Source organism: Nostoc sp. WHI (assembly GCF_015714725.1).
In the GTDB taxonomy this organism is placed as follows: Bacteria; Cyanobacteriota; Cyanobacteriia; order Cyanobacteriales; family Nostocaceae; genus Nostoc.
Map to the genome: position 1 here is coordinate 39523 of NZ_WBKM01000374.1, position 17292 is coordinate 56814.

A 17292-nucleotide genomic window follows, 5' to 3' on the forward strand; every position below is an offset into this window, starting at 1 on the left:
AATCAGCAATTACTTAAAAACCAATTTAGATCCAGCCATCGCTTCCGTAGCACATTAGCAAAAAATATACAAAACTTCAAGAGCATAGCATTACAACGTTACAATTCCCAGATTCAACTCTTGAATTTTCACTCTGCGAAGCAGTTAATTTTCTGTTTGCTCTGTAGTCGGTTGACCAGCAGGATATAGTTGACTAATCAATTCCTGTACAAGCACTTGTGGATCATCTGTTTCAACTGCAAGCTGTTGAGCAATCTGCTTGCGTAAGTTTTCATCCTCCTGCAACATCACAAACAACTCTTCTAGGGTGACAGTTTGGTATTCTCCCTCCGGGAGATTCTCTGGTGCATCTGCTGACTCTGATACTAGGGCGGTTGGCTCAAGGGGCAAAGTTGTATTGACAACATCTGGCCCTTCATATTCCCAAATTGGTTCGCCTTGATTGCGTGTCAACAACTGCATCCCGATACTATAGGCAACATCTCCGACTTCTCCAATGCCCAACTCACCCAGTTGCACCAACCGCGCAGCTATTTCATTATTGGGTGTAGCTGATGCGAGCAATCTGTCGCCAAAGCGCCCTAACCACTCAACCCAGCGTTCAGTTGGGATGCGATGTTCAACGTTATGCAGCCACTTCCGTGCCCATGCTTCCCCTCGTGCTTGATGTACTCCTTGCAACAGTTCGTTGAAGAGAAATTCCAGATCCGTATCGCTTAAGGGGGGTGCTGGTTCTTTTTGCACATTCCCCCTAGATTTTGAAGCAGTCTGTTTTCCACCAAACAAGCTCCCAAAGAGCTTTTTGAGCCATTTAAATAGCCGCTTGAGCATCTGCTGCACCATCGAATATTGCTTATCCTAAGATTGTAGCGATGCACTGGACTATAGCGTTAGTTCAGTCATTGACACTCTCCACCTTAGGAGTACCTTGAAGGTGAGGATTCTACATTCATCCTAGTTACTTGCTCGTGCCTTGGTTCCCCCAAGTAGAGTAGAGGTCGCTAGTCCTGTAGCGTTACTTCCGGTCTGCCCGACCGTAGCTTTTGCAAGACTTAGAATATTAAGTGCTGCGTTTATATCCCTCTGCAAAATACAACCGCATTTACAAGCATGGATGCGAACTGACAAAGATTTTTTAACAATCACACCACAACTGCTGCATTTTTGGCTTGTATATTGCGGAGGAACAGCGACTACAACAGTTCCAAACTTAGTCGCAAAATATTCTAACCATTGACGGAACAAAGTCCAGCCAACATCATTAATTGATTTTGCAAGACAGTGATTTTTTACCAACCCAAAAACATTTAAGTTTTCATAGGCCACTAAGGCGTTAACCTTGCATACGCAGCGTCCCAGTCTCTTGGAATGCTCATTACGTTGCCTACTTATTCTTAAGTGTTTTCGAGCATATCTCACTCTTGCTTTGCGCCTTTGGTTTTTGCCTTTTTCTTTTTTATAAATCTGACGTTGAGCCTGTTTAACTGACTTTTCAGCTTTTCTCAAAAATCTTGGATTTGGTTCATGATGTCCGTTGGAATCTGAGTAAAAATACTCTAACCCGACATCTAAACCAATTTCACCATCACCTGTTCTTGGCTCAAGAGTCGCTTCTATATCTAAGCAGAATTGGACGTAAAAGCCGTCAGCACGTTTAACAATTCTGACTCGCTTAATGGACTTAATTGGATATGCGTGAATATCCCACTTCCCAAACAATTTGAGTTCACCAACACCTTTCTTATCAGTAAAGGTAATTCGTCTTTTAGTCTGATGTAAAGACCATCCACAGGTCTTGTACTCAACTGAACGGTTATCATGCTGGAACCTCGGATAACCTTTTTTGCCCACCTTGCCTTTTTTACAATTCTCGTAAAAGCAAGAGATCGCTGTCCATGCCCTTTCAGTTGCAGATTGACAAGCCATTGAGTTTAATTCTTCAACAAATGCAAACTCTTTACGCAGTGCTGTAGAGTAATTGTTTAAAGCTATTTTATTAATTTTTGCTTCTCTATGTGCATCCATCCAATAGCGTATAGCCCTATTCCTGATGAACTGAGTTGTCTGAATAGCTTCCTCAATAGCCACTGTCTGCTTTTTATTGACTACTGCTTTATACTCTAATACTAACACTGCGTTACCACCTCCTTATTTACTTTGCTATACTCTAATTATAGAGTATCAATTGGAGTATATCAAGTGGCTAGACAAAGAAAAATGCAGTTTAATGTGACTGAAGATGAGTATCAAATTATCAAGGAATACTCGGAGAAAAAACAACTATCTATGGCTGAAATCCTTAGAGATTATATTAAAACTCTGACGCTAACTTCTAAGAAATAGCTCATTCCTCATACATCTGTTCTCTGTCTTACCTACGGTAAAAATTGATTACAGATGTAATCATCAATCGTAACCTGCAATCCCCACCCTGTAGAAGGATGGGGTATTACGGTGTTCTGATAAAATGTATTTTTCCTCTAGGGCATTGGGGATTGAGCATTGGGCATGGGTTATTCTCCTTAAATTTGTCCTCCCAGTCCCAACTCTTTGTATAGAACAAATGTACTAAATGATATGCTATAATTCGGATGCATTAGATAGTGAAATCATCTGATAAAATATGCTGTCGTTGCTTGCTTCTCTTAGTGCCAAAATTTACAGCATTGCTTTAGTGCAATTGGTATGGCAATATCGACAAACAAAGCAGGTACGAGAGATTAAAATAGTTGAATCCTAAACTCGACTTGGTGCTACTAATTAACTTTGAAAGGCATTGAAGTCTATATTTCCATGTCTTACGAACCCCTGCACCACAAATATCGCCCTAAGAGTTTTGCTGAACTGGTAGGTCAAGAGGCGATCGCGACCACCCTCACAAACGCGATCGGCACATCCAAAATCGCCCCCGCCTATTTATTCACTGGGCCTAGAGGTACGGGGAAAACTTCTAGCGCCCGGATTCTGGCTAAATCCCTCAATTGTCTCAAAAGTGACAAGCCCACTGCTGAACCCTGCGGTGTGTGTGTGGTTTGTCAGGGGATCACCAAAGGCTATACCTTAGACGTAATTGAAATTGATGCTGCTAGCAACACTGGTGTCGATAATATCCGCGAATTGATTGAAAAAGCTCAGTTTGCTCCTGTACAGTGTCGCTACAAAGTTTATGTCATTGATGAGTGCCACATGCTCAGTACCCAGGCATTCAATGCGCTACTGAAGACCCTAGAAGAACCACCGAGAAACGTGGTTTTTGTATTGGCGACAACAGACCCGCAACGGGTGTTACCAACGATTATTTCGCGCTGTCAAAGGTTTGATTTTAGACGCATTCAGTTAGAAGCAATGGTCAGGCATTTGAGTGCGATCGCCTTTAAAGAAAACATTCATATTTCACCCGATGCTGTAACCCTGGTAGCCCAACTTTCTCAGGGAGGATTGCGGGATGCAGAAAGTTTACTTGACCAATTGAGTTTGTTAGCGGGTGAAGTGACACCAGAGCGAGTTTGGGATTTGGTTGGGACGGTGAGCGAACAGGATTTGCTGAAGCTCCTAAATGCGATCGCTCAAGATAGTCCAGAAGCCGTTCTAGACTGTACCCACAACATTCTAGATCGTGGTCGAGAACCGCTAACTCTTCTCCAAAATCTCGCCGGTTTTTACCGCGATTTACTCATTGCTAAAACCGCACCCAATCGCCACAATTTGGTTGCTTGTACTCAGCAAACCTGGACAGCGCTGGTTGAGTTTTCCCAATACTTAGATATAAGGGCAATTTTGGCAGGACAGCAACACCTGCGAACATCAGAAGTGCAAATAAAAAATACCACTCAGCCGCGTTTGTGGTTAGAAGTAACGTTACTAGGATTGTTACCTAGTGCGACGAATATTCAGCTACAAGCCCCAAGTATCGCGCCGCGAGTTAACACACTTGCTGTATCGCCAAGCTATTCCCCAGCAGTTGCCCAAAATCACGCAGTTTCTTCTGTACCTCTAGCTGATTCGCAAACAAACCATAATTCTGCATCTCCGAATCATCTAGCATCTGCCCAAAATCATCCCCTCACTTCATCTCCTCCAGTTGAACAGCAAACAAATAACAATTCGGCTGCTAACTCAGTTTCACCACCAACGCCAGAACCTGTATCTGTATCTGTGCCACCTGCGAACGTTGAACCGATAACTTCAGAAGTTGTTGGCGAGGCACAATATGACTTAACTCAGGTTTGGCAACAGGTGCTTGCTAACCTCCAGCCAAAATCAACGCAAGAAATGCTGCGTCAAATGAGCCATGTCATAGAGTTCGACGGTGTTGTGGCTCGAATTGCTATCAAACAGGCATGGTATGACAAGGGAAAATCTTATCTACCGATGATTAGGGCAGCTTTCCAGCAGACTTTCCAGCGTGAAATCCAGATAAATATAGAAAAAGGAACTTCTTCAAACTCTACCTCAGCCAAAAAAAATCCTCCCCCAAAAGACTCTAGTCGCGTTCAGCAGCCACCAACTCCCAATTACAACCAGCAAATTCCGCCTCCAGCGCCAGTACCACAGCCAGCAACTCCACCACCAGCAGCGACACCAGCACCAGCACAAACTGAGTCGGCTGCAAGGAACGGAAATGGGCTGAATGGAAATAGGGCAAATGGAAATGGGCTGAATGGAAATGGGGGGCAAACTTTGCCTCCACCGCCAAAGCTAACACCCGCAACTGATTGGGAAGTTGACGAAGTAGCGATCGCAGCTCATCGTCTAGCAGAATTTTTCAACGGACAAATTATCCGCTTTGCAGATGATTCCACAGAATTATCCGACTCTATGACCACACCTGATTGGGTAGAAGAATCAGAAGTAGATGATGAATAAAAAATTGGGCATTGGGCATTGGGCATTGGGCATTGGGCATTGGGCATTGGGCATTGGAAAAACCCTGAGAAAGTTCTCCCCTACTCCTCTAATCTTGTAGTCCATCATGCCCCATGCCCCATGCCCCATGCCCTATTCCCCATTCCCAGTATGCAAAGTTTTTACCCATTTCAGGCGCTTTGGTCTTACCGACATCCGGGCAGTAGTACTGCTCATAACCACTAACCAGTGCAACATATATAAACTGCCACGCAGGGTTTGCAGCAGGAACAAAAAATATGTAGAAAGTGGGAATTTTTGCTCTTGACGTATCCGTTTCAGACCTGTAAACATCCCTACCATTGACATAGTAGCGGACAAGCCTGTTATGGAACTTAACATTGGTGGACGATGACGGGCGATCGCCATTAATAAATCTGGTACTGTTGCTGTAGGTAAGATATACATAATCAGCATAAAAATCAGCAAATCCCAGCTTTTGCGCCCTCCCATACGGTTTTTGAGAATTAAATCCCAATAATCCAGATAGCGTTGATAACCGCCTTCTGCCCAACGGTTGCGTTGATGCCAGAGTGAAACTGCACTTGTCACTCCTTCTTCTTGCACCGCCGGATGGAAAACACACTCAATATCCCACTTATCCAAATGTAAGCGGATTGTCAAATCCAAATCATCGGTAATGGTTTCCTCGTTCCAGCCACCGCAGCTTTCCAAGGCTGAACGCCTGACAAATTGACCATTGCCCCGCAGTTCGCCAATACCACCAAGGGCAGTTCGCTGTTGCTGAAACCAGGTATCAAGTGCCATTTCGGCCATTTGTCCCTTAGTCCAAAAGTTTTCTTTAGCGTTGGCGATCGCTTTTCGCACCTGCACCGCCCCCACCTTTTCTCTTTGAAATAAAGGGATTACCTGTTGCAGCAAGTCTGGTGTCACCTGGGCATCTGCATCAAATACTGCGATAATCTCGCCTTTTGTCAAAGGTAGTACCTGATTCAACGCCCCCGATTTGCCGCCACTAGCTTCTGCTGAACGCCTTAGTACTTTCAATTGCTCGTGTTTCTGTTCTAGCTCTGCTAATAAATATGGCGTGTTATCACTGCTGTAATCGTCAATTATCCAGATTTCGTACTGCCCACCTGGATATTCCAGATTACAAAGATTTTTGACTAATTTAGCAATTACTGCTTCCTCATTTTTCGCAGCTACTAGCACAGATACAGAGGGCAAATCTCCCTGTATTTCTTTTGGATAGCGACGGGATTTGGTAAACACTACCACCAAAGCATGAAATCCTAGAATGGTGGTCAGTCCTAGAATAAATATGGAAGCCCAAGAAACTAAATGTAGAGCGATCGTGCCACTCCAGACAAAAGTCAAGACTAGAGCTGCTTTACGTCTACGACCTTGAAACCGGGATGTTAAAGACACGGGATCTGTCTCTAACATTGACTCCTCATCTGCTGATAGGTCAGACAACAAGGAGTTGAGCGGATCAAGCTCTTGATAAGAATCTTTTTCGGGCCAGGAATTCGCTGGCATAGGTTACTTGATTCAAAAACCAGTATTTGTCTACACCTATAAAGAAGCTGGTAATCACGTAACACCAAACTGTACAACCTCCACACACCTTCAGCCAACCCTGAGATTGACAGTAATCGTCTACCTCTTTCAACTTACGATAGAGCTAGTAGAGTCACATATCAATAGGAACTCTGGTTGGGCAAAGCGATAGAAAGGTAGTAGCAGCTTGTAGTTGGGAGAAACAGCAATAAAACTATCCACCACTTTAAAGTGAGGATTTTTAGCCTTATTGCCTCCAGCTTCAATAAAAGTTAATGCAGCATCATTGTAACCGAAATTTTAATATTTCTTAGCAGTAACTTCATTTATTGGGCATTGGGCATGAGTGATTAGTGATTTCCCCTCGCTCCCTACTGCGTGCTTTAGACACATCTTTTGGGAATACTACTAATATCCACTAATATCCCTAGTTGCCAACTAACTTGAGGAATATTTCATAATGTCTATTGAGCAACTCCAGCCTGCCACTCAACAACAAGCCAGTGTTTACTTACCTTACGTTCAACTCGCTAGACGGAATTTCTTACCCTATGCCATCAGTCTCTATCAAAAAGGGGTCTTGGAGGGACAAAGGAAGATAGAAGCCAGTGAGCATGTCCCCTTTGTCGCCTCCTGGAATGTTGCTACTCTACCCTCAGACTTAACACGTTGCCGAATCCAGTTTGATGGCAATGCTGATCTGAGTTACGAACTGATGATGGCCAGTTTCGAGTTTATTAATTTTTTAATTGAACTTATGGACAACTATAAACGTCATCGCCTGACCGATTTTTCACAACCGTTTTACCGGAAGCTACTGCGTATAGACGATTGATTAAATTAAACCGGATTTTTACCAGTTCGGCTAATCTTCAAAACTAAGCTATGTGATAGCAACCAAATAATTCAAAAAAACATTAATTTTATCAAGAAAGAATTCAGGAGTCAGGAATCAGAATTCAGAATAGATTTTGTGCGATGGCCAGAACTTACGCAACCAATAGCCGAAAAGAATGATTTTTAGGTAGGGGCAATTCATGAATTGTCCCTACAGCGTGTAGTTTTGCGTAAGTCCTAGATGGTTAATGACTCTTGCCGTTGGCGCAGCCTCTCGTACAGAAGTGCAGCGTCTCATAGAGAAGGGTCGAAGTGCGGATTTTAATCCCCCAATAATTGATTCTGAATTTTGGCTTCTGAATTCAGAATCAATCATCGCTTTCCGCAAAATTTACTTGCTCGTAAAGGTCGCCAAGTTGAATTTTAAAATCAATTGTTTGCAGCAATAAAATTGCAGATTCGCCTTCAATTTCAGTAAACAACCATTGACCTTCCGCAGTTTTTACATACTGCATAACATGATAGTAATATTGGTCGATTAAAATATATTCTTTAAATTCAGGAGTTGAGCGATAATACGAAAACTTATCTCCTTGGTGATAATTTTTAGTCGATTTAGATAAAACTTCGGCAATTAGTAAGGGATTCATAACGGTAGTCGTATTCGTTTCCGTATAAACAGGTTGTCCCTGAATTACCATCACATCTGGATAAGTATGCTGCCGATAACGAGGTATCCACAAACGTACATCAGCCATATAGACATCATATTTTTTACCTCTTAAAGCAATTTTTAATGAGGCAGCTAAATTCAGTGAAATTTTATTATGATTGGTAGTACCACCTGTCATCGGAATGATTTCTCCATCGCGGTATTCACTTCTGAATTCTGCCTTTTCTTCAAGTTCTAAATATTCTTCAGGTGTGTAATGGCGTTTTTGTGTTTCTAATTGCATAAAAATATCACCTATTTGTCGGCGACTAAAATTTTTGGGCAGAAAAGTGATGAGGTTCAATCTTCACTAGTAATTCACACCCTAATCGTATCAGGTCTTTTTTTAGAAAAGTCTTGACGGTTTAAACCTGCGATTTTTATCGCATGTATCTACCGTTGCGAAGAACCTAGAATTTGATAGCCCGCAACTTGGCTTATTAGTGAAGAGCTAAAAGTCGTCGCTAGTTAGCACAGCTTACCACTAACTGTCATAATCGGCTGCTGCGTTTTGTTTGTGTCACCTGCTTAGTAATGTATAATAACTTAGGACTTACGCAAAGCTACACACGGTAGGGGCAATTCATGAATTGCCCCTACCATAAAATAAGGGTTTCGACTATTGTTTGCGTAAGTCCTATAACTTTCAAAAGTTCAGGGTGCTTGTCAAGTATTAAACTATTTGCTGGTGCTGCAAAGCATGTTGTATGTCTAAATCTGCAATCACAGTTACCGTCAAATTATTCGCTGCTTATCAAGAAGCCTTTAAGGTTTCAGAACTGGTGCTGGAATTTCCTAATGGTACGCCGGTTAGAGCAGTATGCGATCGCCTCATAGCCGAACACGCCGAACTCTCCCAATGGCGTGACATCACCCGCTTTGGGATTAATCTGATATTTGTTGAATCGGATACCCTACTAGAAGATGGAGATGAAGTAGTGCTCATTCCGCCAGTCAGCGGCGGTTAAGCAACTGATTGTTGAGTGGAGATTCTCACTTCTTTACTCAGCACTCTATTTCACCTTAGCGCGGAAGCGAACAAAGCCGTAAAAATCCTTGACTAAATTAGGTAAATCTGGACTCCGCGTGATATTTACCACCACAGATCCATTGGTGTTAGCACCGCAGTATGATGGGGCTGGGTCGTTAGCAGCATAAAAACGTCCGCGATCGCCATCCTCTATATTGCTAAGGTAAACCGTAGGAGTGCTAGAACTAACTGCAAGGGCTATACCTTGATTTGCTCCTGGTAAGCCGCCATCACCAGGAGTATTACCATTAAACGCAGTCGGAATAAAAGTAGTACTGGTAGGAACTAAATCGCAGAATTTGACGTTAGTAGCATCACTCGGGCCCTTCGAGAGGAAGTAGATAGTGTATTCCAAATCATCTCCTGGCTTGACAGTCCCAGCATTAATCAATCCCCGCAAGTAACTAGCAGGCCATTTTGAATCGTTATCATCAGAAGCATAGGGTTCTGGTACATAGTTGGCATCAGTAATCGCAATGTTGCTGCGACCATCTACAATGTCGGTTAAATCTTGGTTATTGATGCGGGTAATGCGTTTCACTAGCAGCAACTTAGCGTTAATCTGACCATTATTATTCTTGCCAACGCTGGTAATACGACTACCTGTAGAATCGGTGTCTATGGTCGATAGGTAGTTGGGACACCGGGTTTTAGCGTTTTCACTAGTAGTTGCTTCCCAGCAAGCACTGGCATTGGTATCTTTGCCATTTGGAGTCAAGCTGATAGACTGACCATTGCTACCCCCAATTAGGGAAGACTGATAAGTATTGTCCCAGAGATTGAGAACACTTGCGGGAGGTGTATTAACCTCACCACCACTGCCATAGGCGATATAGTCAATAATTTTATCCTGATTATCGTACAACCAAATATCATCACCGGAGTTGTTGAGTTTGGGAGTTTGTCCTAACCAAGCTTGAAAAGCTGCTGCTGTTGCTTGATGAGTGGCGTTGTTATTTCCAATCCAAATCACAGCATATTGCCCTGGTTGTAAAGTTGTACCGTTAGGAAATATATAAGTAAAGCCGTTAGTACTATCATTATCATTAGCAGTTAAGTGTCCATCTGCTAACTTAAAACCACTCAAATCTACAGGGGATAAGGAAGCATTATAAAGTTCAATAAATTCGTCGTTAGTGTTAGTAGTAGTACCCGTTTCGTTATACAAGACTTCATTGATGATGACTTTGCCAGCATTGCCTGAAACGACATCAACAATATTTAATGGAGTTGGTTGAGTTTGACCAGGATAATAAGTCCATAAATCTAGAGCTTTGCTATCTCCAAAAGAGCCATTGCATGATGTTCCCGCGTTACCATTGTTACCAAGCTGACCAAATTTCCGGTCATTGCTGGCGGTATCAAAGCCATTAATCGGGTCGCTGAAGGCTGGGTTTGGTGGAGCAATACCACAAAGTACTTGACCGACAGTACCAACGGTAGCACCATTGATGGTTTTATAACCACGGTCGTCATAAAATGCTCTTGTGTTGCCTATGGGATTAGTGGCATTCAGCATTGTAATGGTAGGGCCGCCAGTAAAATTGTTTTCCGCATCCAACAGGGGAAAGTGATATTCACCCCCAAAGGTTCTGACTTGGACTTTATAATTACTGCCAACCGGGAAAAAATTGCCACTGTTATCTTTCCCATCCCAACTAACCGTTTGCTGTCCCGTTCCGGTCATAATCCCTCGTAAAAGACGGTTTTGGGAGTTGGTGGGATCAAAATTGTTGCCGTCTCGGCTGATAATGAGTTCGTAAGTACCTGTGACGTTGCTGCCAAAGGATAAAGTACCGCCCGTACCGAAAGAACTGTTATTTCCTACAACTGTGCCGTTGAATTGTAAATTACTCACAACAGGAATAATTGGGCTAAGGGGAATACCAGTTCCGTCTAAGGTGCCATCAGCTTTGTGACGTTCAATGTACGGAAGTACGCTAGCATCGATAGAGTTGAAAAAGGTAGCGTATTGGGGACGAGCTAGGCTAACATTTTGCAAGCTAGTCAGTTGACTGTTTGTCCCTAATATGTCGTGGTAGAGAGGTGTTTTACCGTCACTGTCAAAAAAGCCAGTTTGATTACCATAGAGGGCAAATCCATTCGGATCTGTACCTCTAAGTTCTACTTTATATCTAAAGCCATCTATGGTTACAGGATAGACTGGGAAGTTGAGATATCGACCGTTATTGCCAGTAAAGAAGGCAATATAGTAGCTGAATAACCGTCCGTTTAAGTCGGTTATTGAGGTATCGCTGCTTCGTACCGTTACATCCCAAGCTGCAACACTGGTTCCTTGATCAGCCTTAAAGTTTCTCAGGTCGGTCAAATTAATTTCACCAGTGGGAAGAATATTATTTGCGGCGTTACCTCCATCAGGCCCGTGGAAAACAATATCATAAACTCCAGTGGATGGAGCTTGGTAGTAGCATGGAATATAGCCGTTGGGATTGCCTCCACCAGAAATAGCACGGGGGCCATTTAACTCCTGGGAGCGAGTTGAGATAACACCAGATCCAACAGGTTGAGATCCAACAGGTGGAGAAGTACACAGAAAATCTTCTGTACCGGGTATAGTTTCACTGCCAATCTTTCCAGTGACACGACCGGGATTGTAAACGCGGATATCACCCTTCTGTCCCGCTGCCCCAACTACCCCAACTGCGCTGGAACCCAAAAGAATATACTCACCTTGATTGGCATAGACTTTCAGTAAGGTTCGCCGTAGAATCAGGTTGCCATAGAAATCATTCCGCCAATCTATGTTAGCCCTGCTACTGCTGGCTGGGGCGCTACTGGGATACAGGGTACGACTGCCTTCAGCTTGAGCAAGTTGTGTCCAGCAACTCAGGGCGCACAGTGATAGAGTCAGGCTACTTAGTAGTTTTTTATAACGGTTTTTGTCGGTGTTGTTGGCCGCTAAAAGATGTTTTAAAAGTAGACTCATTGATGCTTCACTAGCTCCTGATTTTAATTTAATGTGGCGATGTCTGCGCTCAACCACTCTCGTCTACGCACTACTACATTCACCGCAGATTCAGAGGTGTCATACTGATAATGAGTAGCGGACGCTTCTAACGCTAATGTACTTAGACGATGCCCGTTTTTAGGTTGCCCAATTTGGATGAAAATCTACCATCTTGATTTACTATTCACTGTGGCGATCGCTTTTAAATTCTTAAATTTTGTTGATTTGGTTGATAGGTCTTTGAAGACGCGATTTATCGCGTCTCTACATGGGGCTTTGGGCTGATCTGAACTAGATTGAACTATAATTATGACTTAGCACTTAGCTTCACTAAGTTGTCTAACTCTTGCTGCATCTGACTGACAACTAATTCATAACATTCATTGACATATTGGCGATCGCTGGCTACTTCCCGACCGTAGCGTTCAAATACAATTGGTGGACAAACACGTGTGTATATGGACACAGGTAATGGAATGTTAGGCAGTGGGCCAAATGCTAATCCCCAAGGCAATCCGAGATAGATCGGAAAAACTTCTGGATCAATGCCAAAGGGCCAAGGCATTCCCCACTCGTGAAGTTGCTGCACAATTTTGTAGCAGTCAGCGATCACAATTAGCGTATCGTGGGCACCCCAGGATATCATAGGTATAATCGGCACATTTTCCCGCAACGCTAACTTGATAAATCCTTGCCGTCCCGCAAAATGGATTTTGTTACGCAAATGATGCGGTCGAAAAACATCTTCGGCTCCGCCTGGGTAAACTAGCAAACTAGCTTCAGAGCGCAAGGCTTCGTAAGCCATTTTCGGATGAGCTATGATAGCTCCAGCCTTGGCAACCAGTTGGGCTAATGGTGGGCTAACCTGCCAGGCTTTAGGATGCATTAAACCATAGACTGGTCGTTCTACACCAAATTCTCGAAACCAGTCGTACATCATCATCGTCATATCGGGAGCCGCGAGTCCCCCATTGTGCGAACCGACAAGGAGAACTTTTTGCTGGGGTGGAATATTGTCCCAGCCACTAGTTTTAACTCGAAAATAGTAGTGATATAAAAAGCCCAGCAAGGGTATTAGAGATTCGATGAACTTTGGATCTCGCTCATCCAAAGACCAACCAGTTTTTTTGTTGAGGAAATGTTGCTTTTTTAACATCGAGGCATTTTAACAGGATTTGTCAATGTCAAACAATCCCTTATGTTGTACTTGTAAGAAAGGCGTTGCTGATTAATTGGGATAAATTTTGTTTCGCGCAAAGGCGCAAAGGCGCAAAAAATCTAGATTTATCTTTTGGTAACAATCTCAATTAATCTCGCATTTATGCAACGCCGTAAGAAAGTATCTATTCTCCGAAAGTGGCAATTGCCTATCAAAAGCAGGGAGTTAACCCAATACCGTTCGGATAAGATCCCCCCGCCTGTGGCGACCCCCTTAAAAAGGGGGTAAAAGAGATATGAGCAAGCCTTTTTAAGGGGGGTTGGGGGATCTTCGAGGAATAAACACGTTAACCGAACTGTATTGGGGAGTTAACCGGCATGAAAAAATAATCAGGGGTTTGAACACACAAAAATATGGCAACTTTTGTAGGTTGTGATACGCTATCTGCTTGAGGAGTGACAAGGTACTGAAAATGACTAAACTGCGCGTGGGGTTATTGTTTGGTGGTCGTTCGGGAGAGCATGAAGTTTCGATCAACTCAGCACGGGCGATCGCTAAAGCTTTGAGTGCAGAGGAAAATGCTAGTAAGTACGAAATACTGCCTTTTTACATCCAGAAAGATGGATGTTGGCTAGCGGGAGAAGCACCCCAAAAGGTCTTAGGAACTGGCATCCCGCTACTGGAATCTGAACAATCAACTTCTGAGGGATATTTGACATCCAACCCCCAAAGCCAAACCCTGAGCAAGTGGCAATCTCCCTCTCAAGTTGCTGAAGTGGATGTTTGGTTTCCTGTTCTCCACGGCCCTAACGGTGAAGATGGGACAATTCAAGGGTTACTCACCTTGATGCAAGTCCCTTTTGTCGGTTCTGGGGTGTTAGGTTCGGCAATGGGGATGGATAAAATTGCGATGAAAATGGCCTTTGAGCAAGCGGGATTAGCACAGGTGAAATACAAGGCGATAACTAGAGCGCAAGTTTGGTCAAATCCTTGTGTGTTTCCGAAACTCTGTGATGAAATTGAAGCAACATTAGGTTATCCGGCTTTTGTCAAGCCTGCTAATTTGGGTTCATCAGTGGGCATTGCCAAAGTGCGATCGCGCCAAGAATTAGAAGCCGCTTTGGATAATGCTGCCAGCTATGACCGTCGGCTAGTTGTGGAAGCTGGTGTGGTAGCGAGAGAAGTCGAGTGTGCCGTTTTAGGTAACGATCAACCCCAAGCCTCTGTCATTGGAGAGATTACCTATGACAGTGATTTTTACGATTATGAAACTAAATATACTGAGGGTCGGGCAGATTTACTGATACCTGCACCAATTCCAGATGCGATCGCTCGTCAAATTCAGGATATGGCTTTGCAAGCTTTTGCAGCAGTTGACGCTGCGGGGTTAGCAAGGGTAGATTTTTTCTACGTGGAAGCGACAAAAGAAGTTTTGATTAACGAAATCAATACGTTCCCAGGCTTTACTGCAACGAGTATGTATCCTCAACTTTGGGCTTATAGTGGAGTCTCCTTTCCAGAATTAGTTGATCGATTAATTCAACTTGCTATTGAAAGGAATTCTGCTAGCTAACGAAAAAAATAAGCGAACTTATTTCAGATTATTCTGGCAAAAAGATCCAACAAATACAGAATTTTGGCAAAAGTTAGCCGGATTTTGTATCTTATGTTATACAAAAAAAGCTACTTGAATCTAAAACTTTGTTACGGATACCTGATGTTTAACTCCTCCAGTACAATTTATTGACTAGAGGGGTACAAATCTGAAAGTAATCATGGAAAAAAGTCAGAATGTACAGTATGAGCAAACCCGACCAATAGGGGCCACTCCAGAGCTGACAAACAGAAAATCGAGATTAAGAAAAAGCTCGAACGTTCTGATATATCTGGTTGCACATCATCCTTGGCTATTATTAACTGGGTTTTTAGCCATGTTTCTCAGTGGTGGTGCTTTTGCCTTGTACAGCTTAGGTAATGCTGGGCAGGTAACGCAAGAAGAAGCAGAAAAAATCCCAGTGATAGTTGAAGAACCAATCAATATGGCCTCTGAGAATGGTAATCCTACACCTTTATGGATGGTGGCTGCGATCGTCCTCAGTTGTGGTAGTGGTTGCTTGATCATTTTCCGAATGCTCAACCGTCCAAGGCAACCGCAAAAAGTCCAAAAACATATTAACCGCCATCAAGCACGCTTGGCACAAAGCCATTACACAAGATTGGAACCACGTCTTCCCAACAACCAGCCAATTTTTGTGCCACAGCCACAACAGCCACAACTAATGCCTATGATGCAGATGCCACCTAAAACAAAGCATCTGGTGACAGTTCTGCCATCAGAACACAAGCATCACCTAGATACCCGCACAGAATCTTTGGCAGACTTGATGGATCTTCGTAAAGATAGTTCATTGTCGGCAATTTTACGCCAGTATTGATAGTACTGTAAACCAAAAACTTGTCAAATTAATCCTTTTTATCAATTAGGGCACGTTTATACCGTGCCTTTTCTAGTATTTACTAGTCACACAAAAGTCTTTAAGCTAAATTTAGCTGTCAGCAGTTATTGGGATGCTAACTGCTGACACTAAAACCATCTCAAATGTTTAAATAGACGGGTAGCCGATCGCAGCGATCGCTTCTTTAATTGCTGTCTCTGATGCTTGTGTTTCTATGTTGACAATTTTGGTTTTTGAATCGGCTTGAACGATTGCAGAATTATCAACTGTTTGAATCGCTTGGGTGATAGTATTCACGCAAGCAGAACAGGCTAGATTGGGAACAGTAAGTTGGAATTTCATAGGATTTGATTCCTCATTTAGAAAGATTAATTATTTGAAAACTTCTGAGTGAATCTATGACTAATTCACTCAACCTACAATCAGTTTAAACTCTCCACTCTACAGGAGTGTCAAGGGGTAAATTAAAAAATAGTTAATATAAAAAATCAGCACATCAACTTCATAAAAAACGCTGATATGCTGACAAAAAGTAAAATAATCTGCTTAATTATTTAATTTATTCAATAATAGGGCAGATTGTTTGTTCTGGATTTTCAGGTATTGTTTCCCAACCCGAAATTAGTCCTTCTAACTCTTGCCTCAGAATAAATAATTGCTGAATTTGTTCATCAATAGCTGTTAGCTTATCTTGTAGTTTGGCTTTTATATGTACACAGGGTAATTCACCTTCATCGTGAACTTCCAAAAAATCCTTAATTTCTGATAAGCTCAACCCAAGACTTTGGGCGCGTTTGATAAAGTTCAAGCGAGCCAAAATATCAGAGTTAAACAATCTATATCCACCCTCAGTTCTCCCTAACGACCTGAGTAAACCTAGTTCCTCATAATAGCGAATTGTTTTAATTGGCACACCACTAGACTTGGCAACAGTACCAATGAGTTTTGGCTGTTCTTGGACTAACATACTTAGCTGCTCCTATGCTATGTAATTCACTTACCTTATGTTAAACTCTCCAGTTCACTGGAGAGTCAAGTGTCAACAGCATTATCTTGCTAAATAGGGACGTGAATAAAGTTGCAAATTTTTAAGCCCGTAGAGCGCGTTAGGTACATAACGTAACATCTAGATTTTCGGTGCGTTAGCAGTAGCGTAACGCACCATCGGATCTTAAAATAATTTAGCCGCTTGAACTTCAATGACTCCTCGGAACATATTCATACCGCAGGCGAAAGTATAAGTACCTGGTTTGTCGGGTGTAAACTCGATGGATGTAACTTGATTGAGTGGTAGGTTTTTGGCGATATGGAAATCAGGTAGCCGTATTTCTTCAAGACAACTACTAGGGTCACGGCGTAGGAAGTTCAGGCGGACTTTTTGACCAGCATTAACGTTAACTCGGCTAGGTTCGTAGCCTCCATCTACGGTAATGCTAATTTCTTGAATACCATCATGGGCTTCTGCTTTTTGAGACTTAGGTTTACTCAAGAGAAACCACCATGTTTCTAGTCCGATTAATGCTAAACCTACCCCTGTGACTGTACCTTTTACCCATAGTGGTTGCTCAATGGGTTGAAACTTCGTCTGTGATTTCTCACTGACTGGCATTTCATGGCTCATCTGGGCTACTGTTTTACCGGAAATTACACCGAACACCAAGCCCAAAGTTGCTATACTGCCAATAATTGTTTTAGTTAACATTT

General features: G+C 42.8%; 15 protein-coding genes. 6 read left to right on the forward strand and 9 right to left on the reverse strand.

The features are described from left to right. Positions 1–144 precede the first annotated feature (144 nt). Together F8S12_RS38650 and F8S12_RS38655 are read right to left on the reverse strand one after the other, a co-directional pair. A complete protein-coding gene (locus tag F8S12_RS38650) occupies positions 145–843 on the reverse strand; it encodes a hypothetical protein (protein WP_230967804.1) in 699 nt (232 codons plus the stop codon). Positions 844–954: 111 nt separating this feature from the next. Further along, positions 955–2133 (reverse strand): RNA-guided endonuclease InsQ/TnpB family protein, encoded by a 1179-nt coding sequence (locus F8S12_RS38655; RefSeq protein WP_196515268.1) that lies wholly within the window; start codon positions 2131–2133, stop codon positions 955–957. A 66-nt stretch (positions 2134–2199) separates the two neighbouring features. Between F8S12_RS38655 and F8S12_RS38660 the strand changes: the two genes are divergently transcribed. Both F8S12_RS38660 and F8S12_RS38665 read left to right on the forward strand, forming a co-directional pair. After that, positions 2200–2343: a hypothetical protein gene (locus F8S12_RS38660; protein WP_196515269.1), complete on the forward strand. Its 144-nt coding sequence runs from the start codon at positions 2200–2202 to the stop codon at positions 2341–2343. Positions 2344–2793: 450 nt separating this feature from the next. Further along, positions 2794–4866 (forward strand): DNA polymerase III subunit gamma/tau, encoded by a 2073-nt coding sequence (locus F8S12_RS38665; RefSeq protein ID WP_196515270.1) that lies wholly within the window; start codon positions 2794–2796, stop codon positions 4864–4866. A gap of 132 nt (positions 4867–4998) precedes the next feature. Here the strand turns inward: F8S12_RS38665 and F8S12_RS38670 are convergent, their stop codons facing one another. Further along, the gene (locus tag F8S12_RS38670; RefSeq protein ID WP_196521582.1) at positions 4999–6405 is read right to left on the reverse strand and encodes a glycosyltransferase; all 1407 of its coding nucleotides are present in this window, start codon (positions 6403–6405) and stop codon (positions 4999–5001) included. A 481-nt stretch (positions 6406–6886) separates the two neighbouring features. Between F8S12_RS38670 and ebsA the strand changes: the two genes are divergently transcribed. Further along, complete coding sequence (ebsA, locus tag F8S12_RS38675) at positions 6887–7261, forward strand: type IV pilus biogenesis protein EbsA (RefSeq protein ID WP_196521583.1); 375 nt, start codon at positions 6887–6889, stop codon at positions 7259–7261. A gap of 370 nt (positions 7262–7631) precedes the next feature. Here ebsA and F8S12_RS38680 read toward each other — a convergent pair whose 3' ends face one another. Further along, positions 7632–8219 carry a Uma2 family endonuclease gene (locus tag F8S12_RS38680; protein WP_196521584.1) on the reverse strand — a complete coding sequence of 196 codons (588 nt, stop codon included), beginning with the start codon at positions 8217–8219 and terminating at the stop codon, positions 7632–7634. A 463-nt stretch (positions 8220–8682) separates the two neighbouring features. On the opposite strand from F8S12_RS38680, the gene F8S12_RS38685 reads away from it, so the two are divergent. After that, the gene (locus tag F8S12_RS38685) at positions 8683–8943 is read left to right on the forward strand and encodes a MoaD/ThiS family protein (protein ID WP_196521585.1); all 261 of its coding nucleotides are present in this window, start codon (positions 8683–8685) and stop codon (positions 8941–8943) included. A 45-nt stretch (positions 8944–8988) separates the two neighbouring features. Here the strand turns inward: F8S12_RS38685 and F8S12_RS41420 are convergent, their stop codons facing one another. Together F8S12_RS41420 and F8S12_RS38695 are read right to left on the reverse strand one after the other, a co-directional pair. Further along, the gene (locus tag F8S12_RS41420) at positions 8989–11952 is read right to left on the reverse strand and encodes a lamin tail domain-containing protein (RefSeq protein ID WP_230968571.1); all 2964 of its coding nucleotides are present in this window, start codon (positions 11950–11952) and stop codon (positions 8989–8991) included. Positions 11953–12280: 328 nt separating this feature from the next. After that, complete coding sequence (locus tag F8S12_RS38695) at positions 12281–13129, reverse strand: lysophospholipid acyltransferase family protein (protein WP_196521586.1); 849 nt, start codon at positions 13127–13129, stop codon at positions 12281–12283. Positions 13130–13604: 475 nt separating this feature from the next. On the opposite strand from F8S12_RS38695, the gene F8S12_RS38700 reads away from it, so the two are divergent. Both F8S12_RS38700 and F8S12_RS38705 read left to right on the forward strand, forming a co-directional pair. Further along, positions 13605–14705: a D-alanine--D-alanine ligase family protein gene (locus F8S12_RS38700; RefSeq protein WP_196521587.1), complete on the forward strand. Its 1101-nt coding sequence runs from the start codon at positions 13605–13607 to the stop codon at positions 14703–14705. A 202-nt stretch (positions 14706–14907) separates the two neighbouring features. After that, positions 14908–15567 carry a hypothetical protein gene (locus F8S12_RS38705; RefSeq protein ID WP_230968572.1) on the forward strand — a complete coding sequence of 220 codons (660 nt, stop codon included), beginning with the start codon at positions 14908–14910 and terminating at the stop codon, positions 15565–15567. A 168-nt stretch (positions 15568–15735) separates the two neighbouring features. On the opposite strand, the gene F8S12_RS38710 is transcribed toward F8S12_RS38705, so the two are convergent. From F8S12_RS38710 to F8S12_RS38720, 3 genes are all read right to left on the reverse strand, one after another. Then, on the reverse strand, positions 15736–15930 hold the full coding sequence (locus F8S12_RS38710) for a heavy-metal-associated domain-containing protein (RefSeq protein ID WP_196521588.1): 195 nt from the start codon (positions 15928–15930) through the stop codon (positions 15736–15738). 217 nt (positions 15931–16147) lie between these two features. Next, positions 16148–16555 (reverse strand): heavy metal-responsive transcriptional regulator, encoded by a 408-nt coding sequence (locus tag F8S12_RS38715; RefSeq protein WP_196521589.1) that lies wholly within the window; start codon positions 16553–16555, stop codon positions 16148–16150. 204 nt (positions 16556–16759) lie between these two features. Beyond that, a complete protein-coding gene (locus F8S12_RS38720) occupies positions 16760–17290 on the reverse strand; it encodes a cupredoxin domain-containing protein (protein ID WP_196521590.1) in 531 nt (176 codons plus the stop codon). Positions 17291–17292 lie beyond the last annotated feature (2 nt).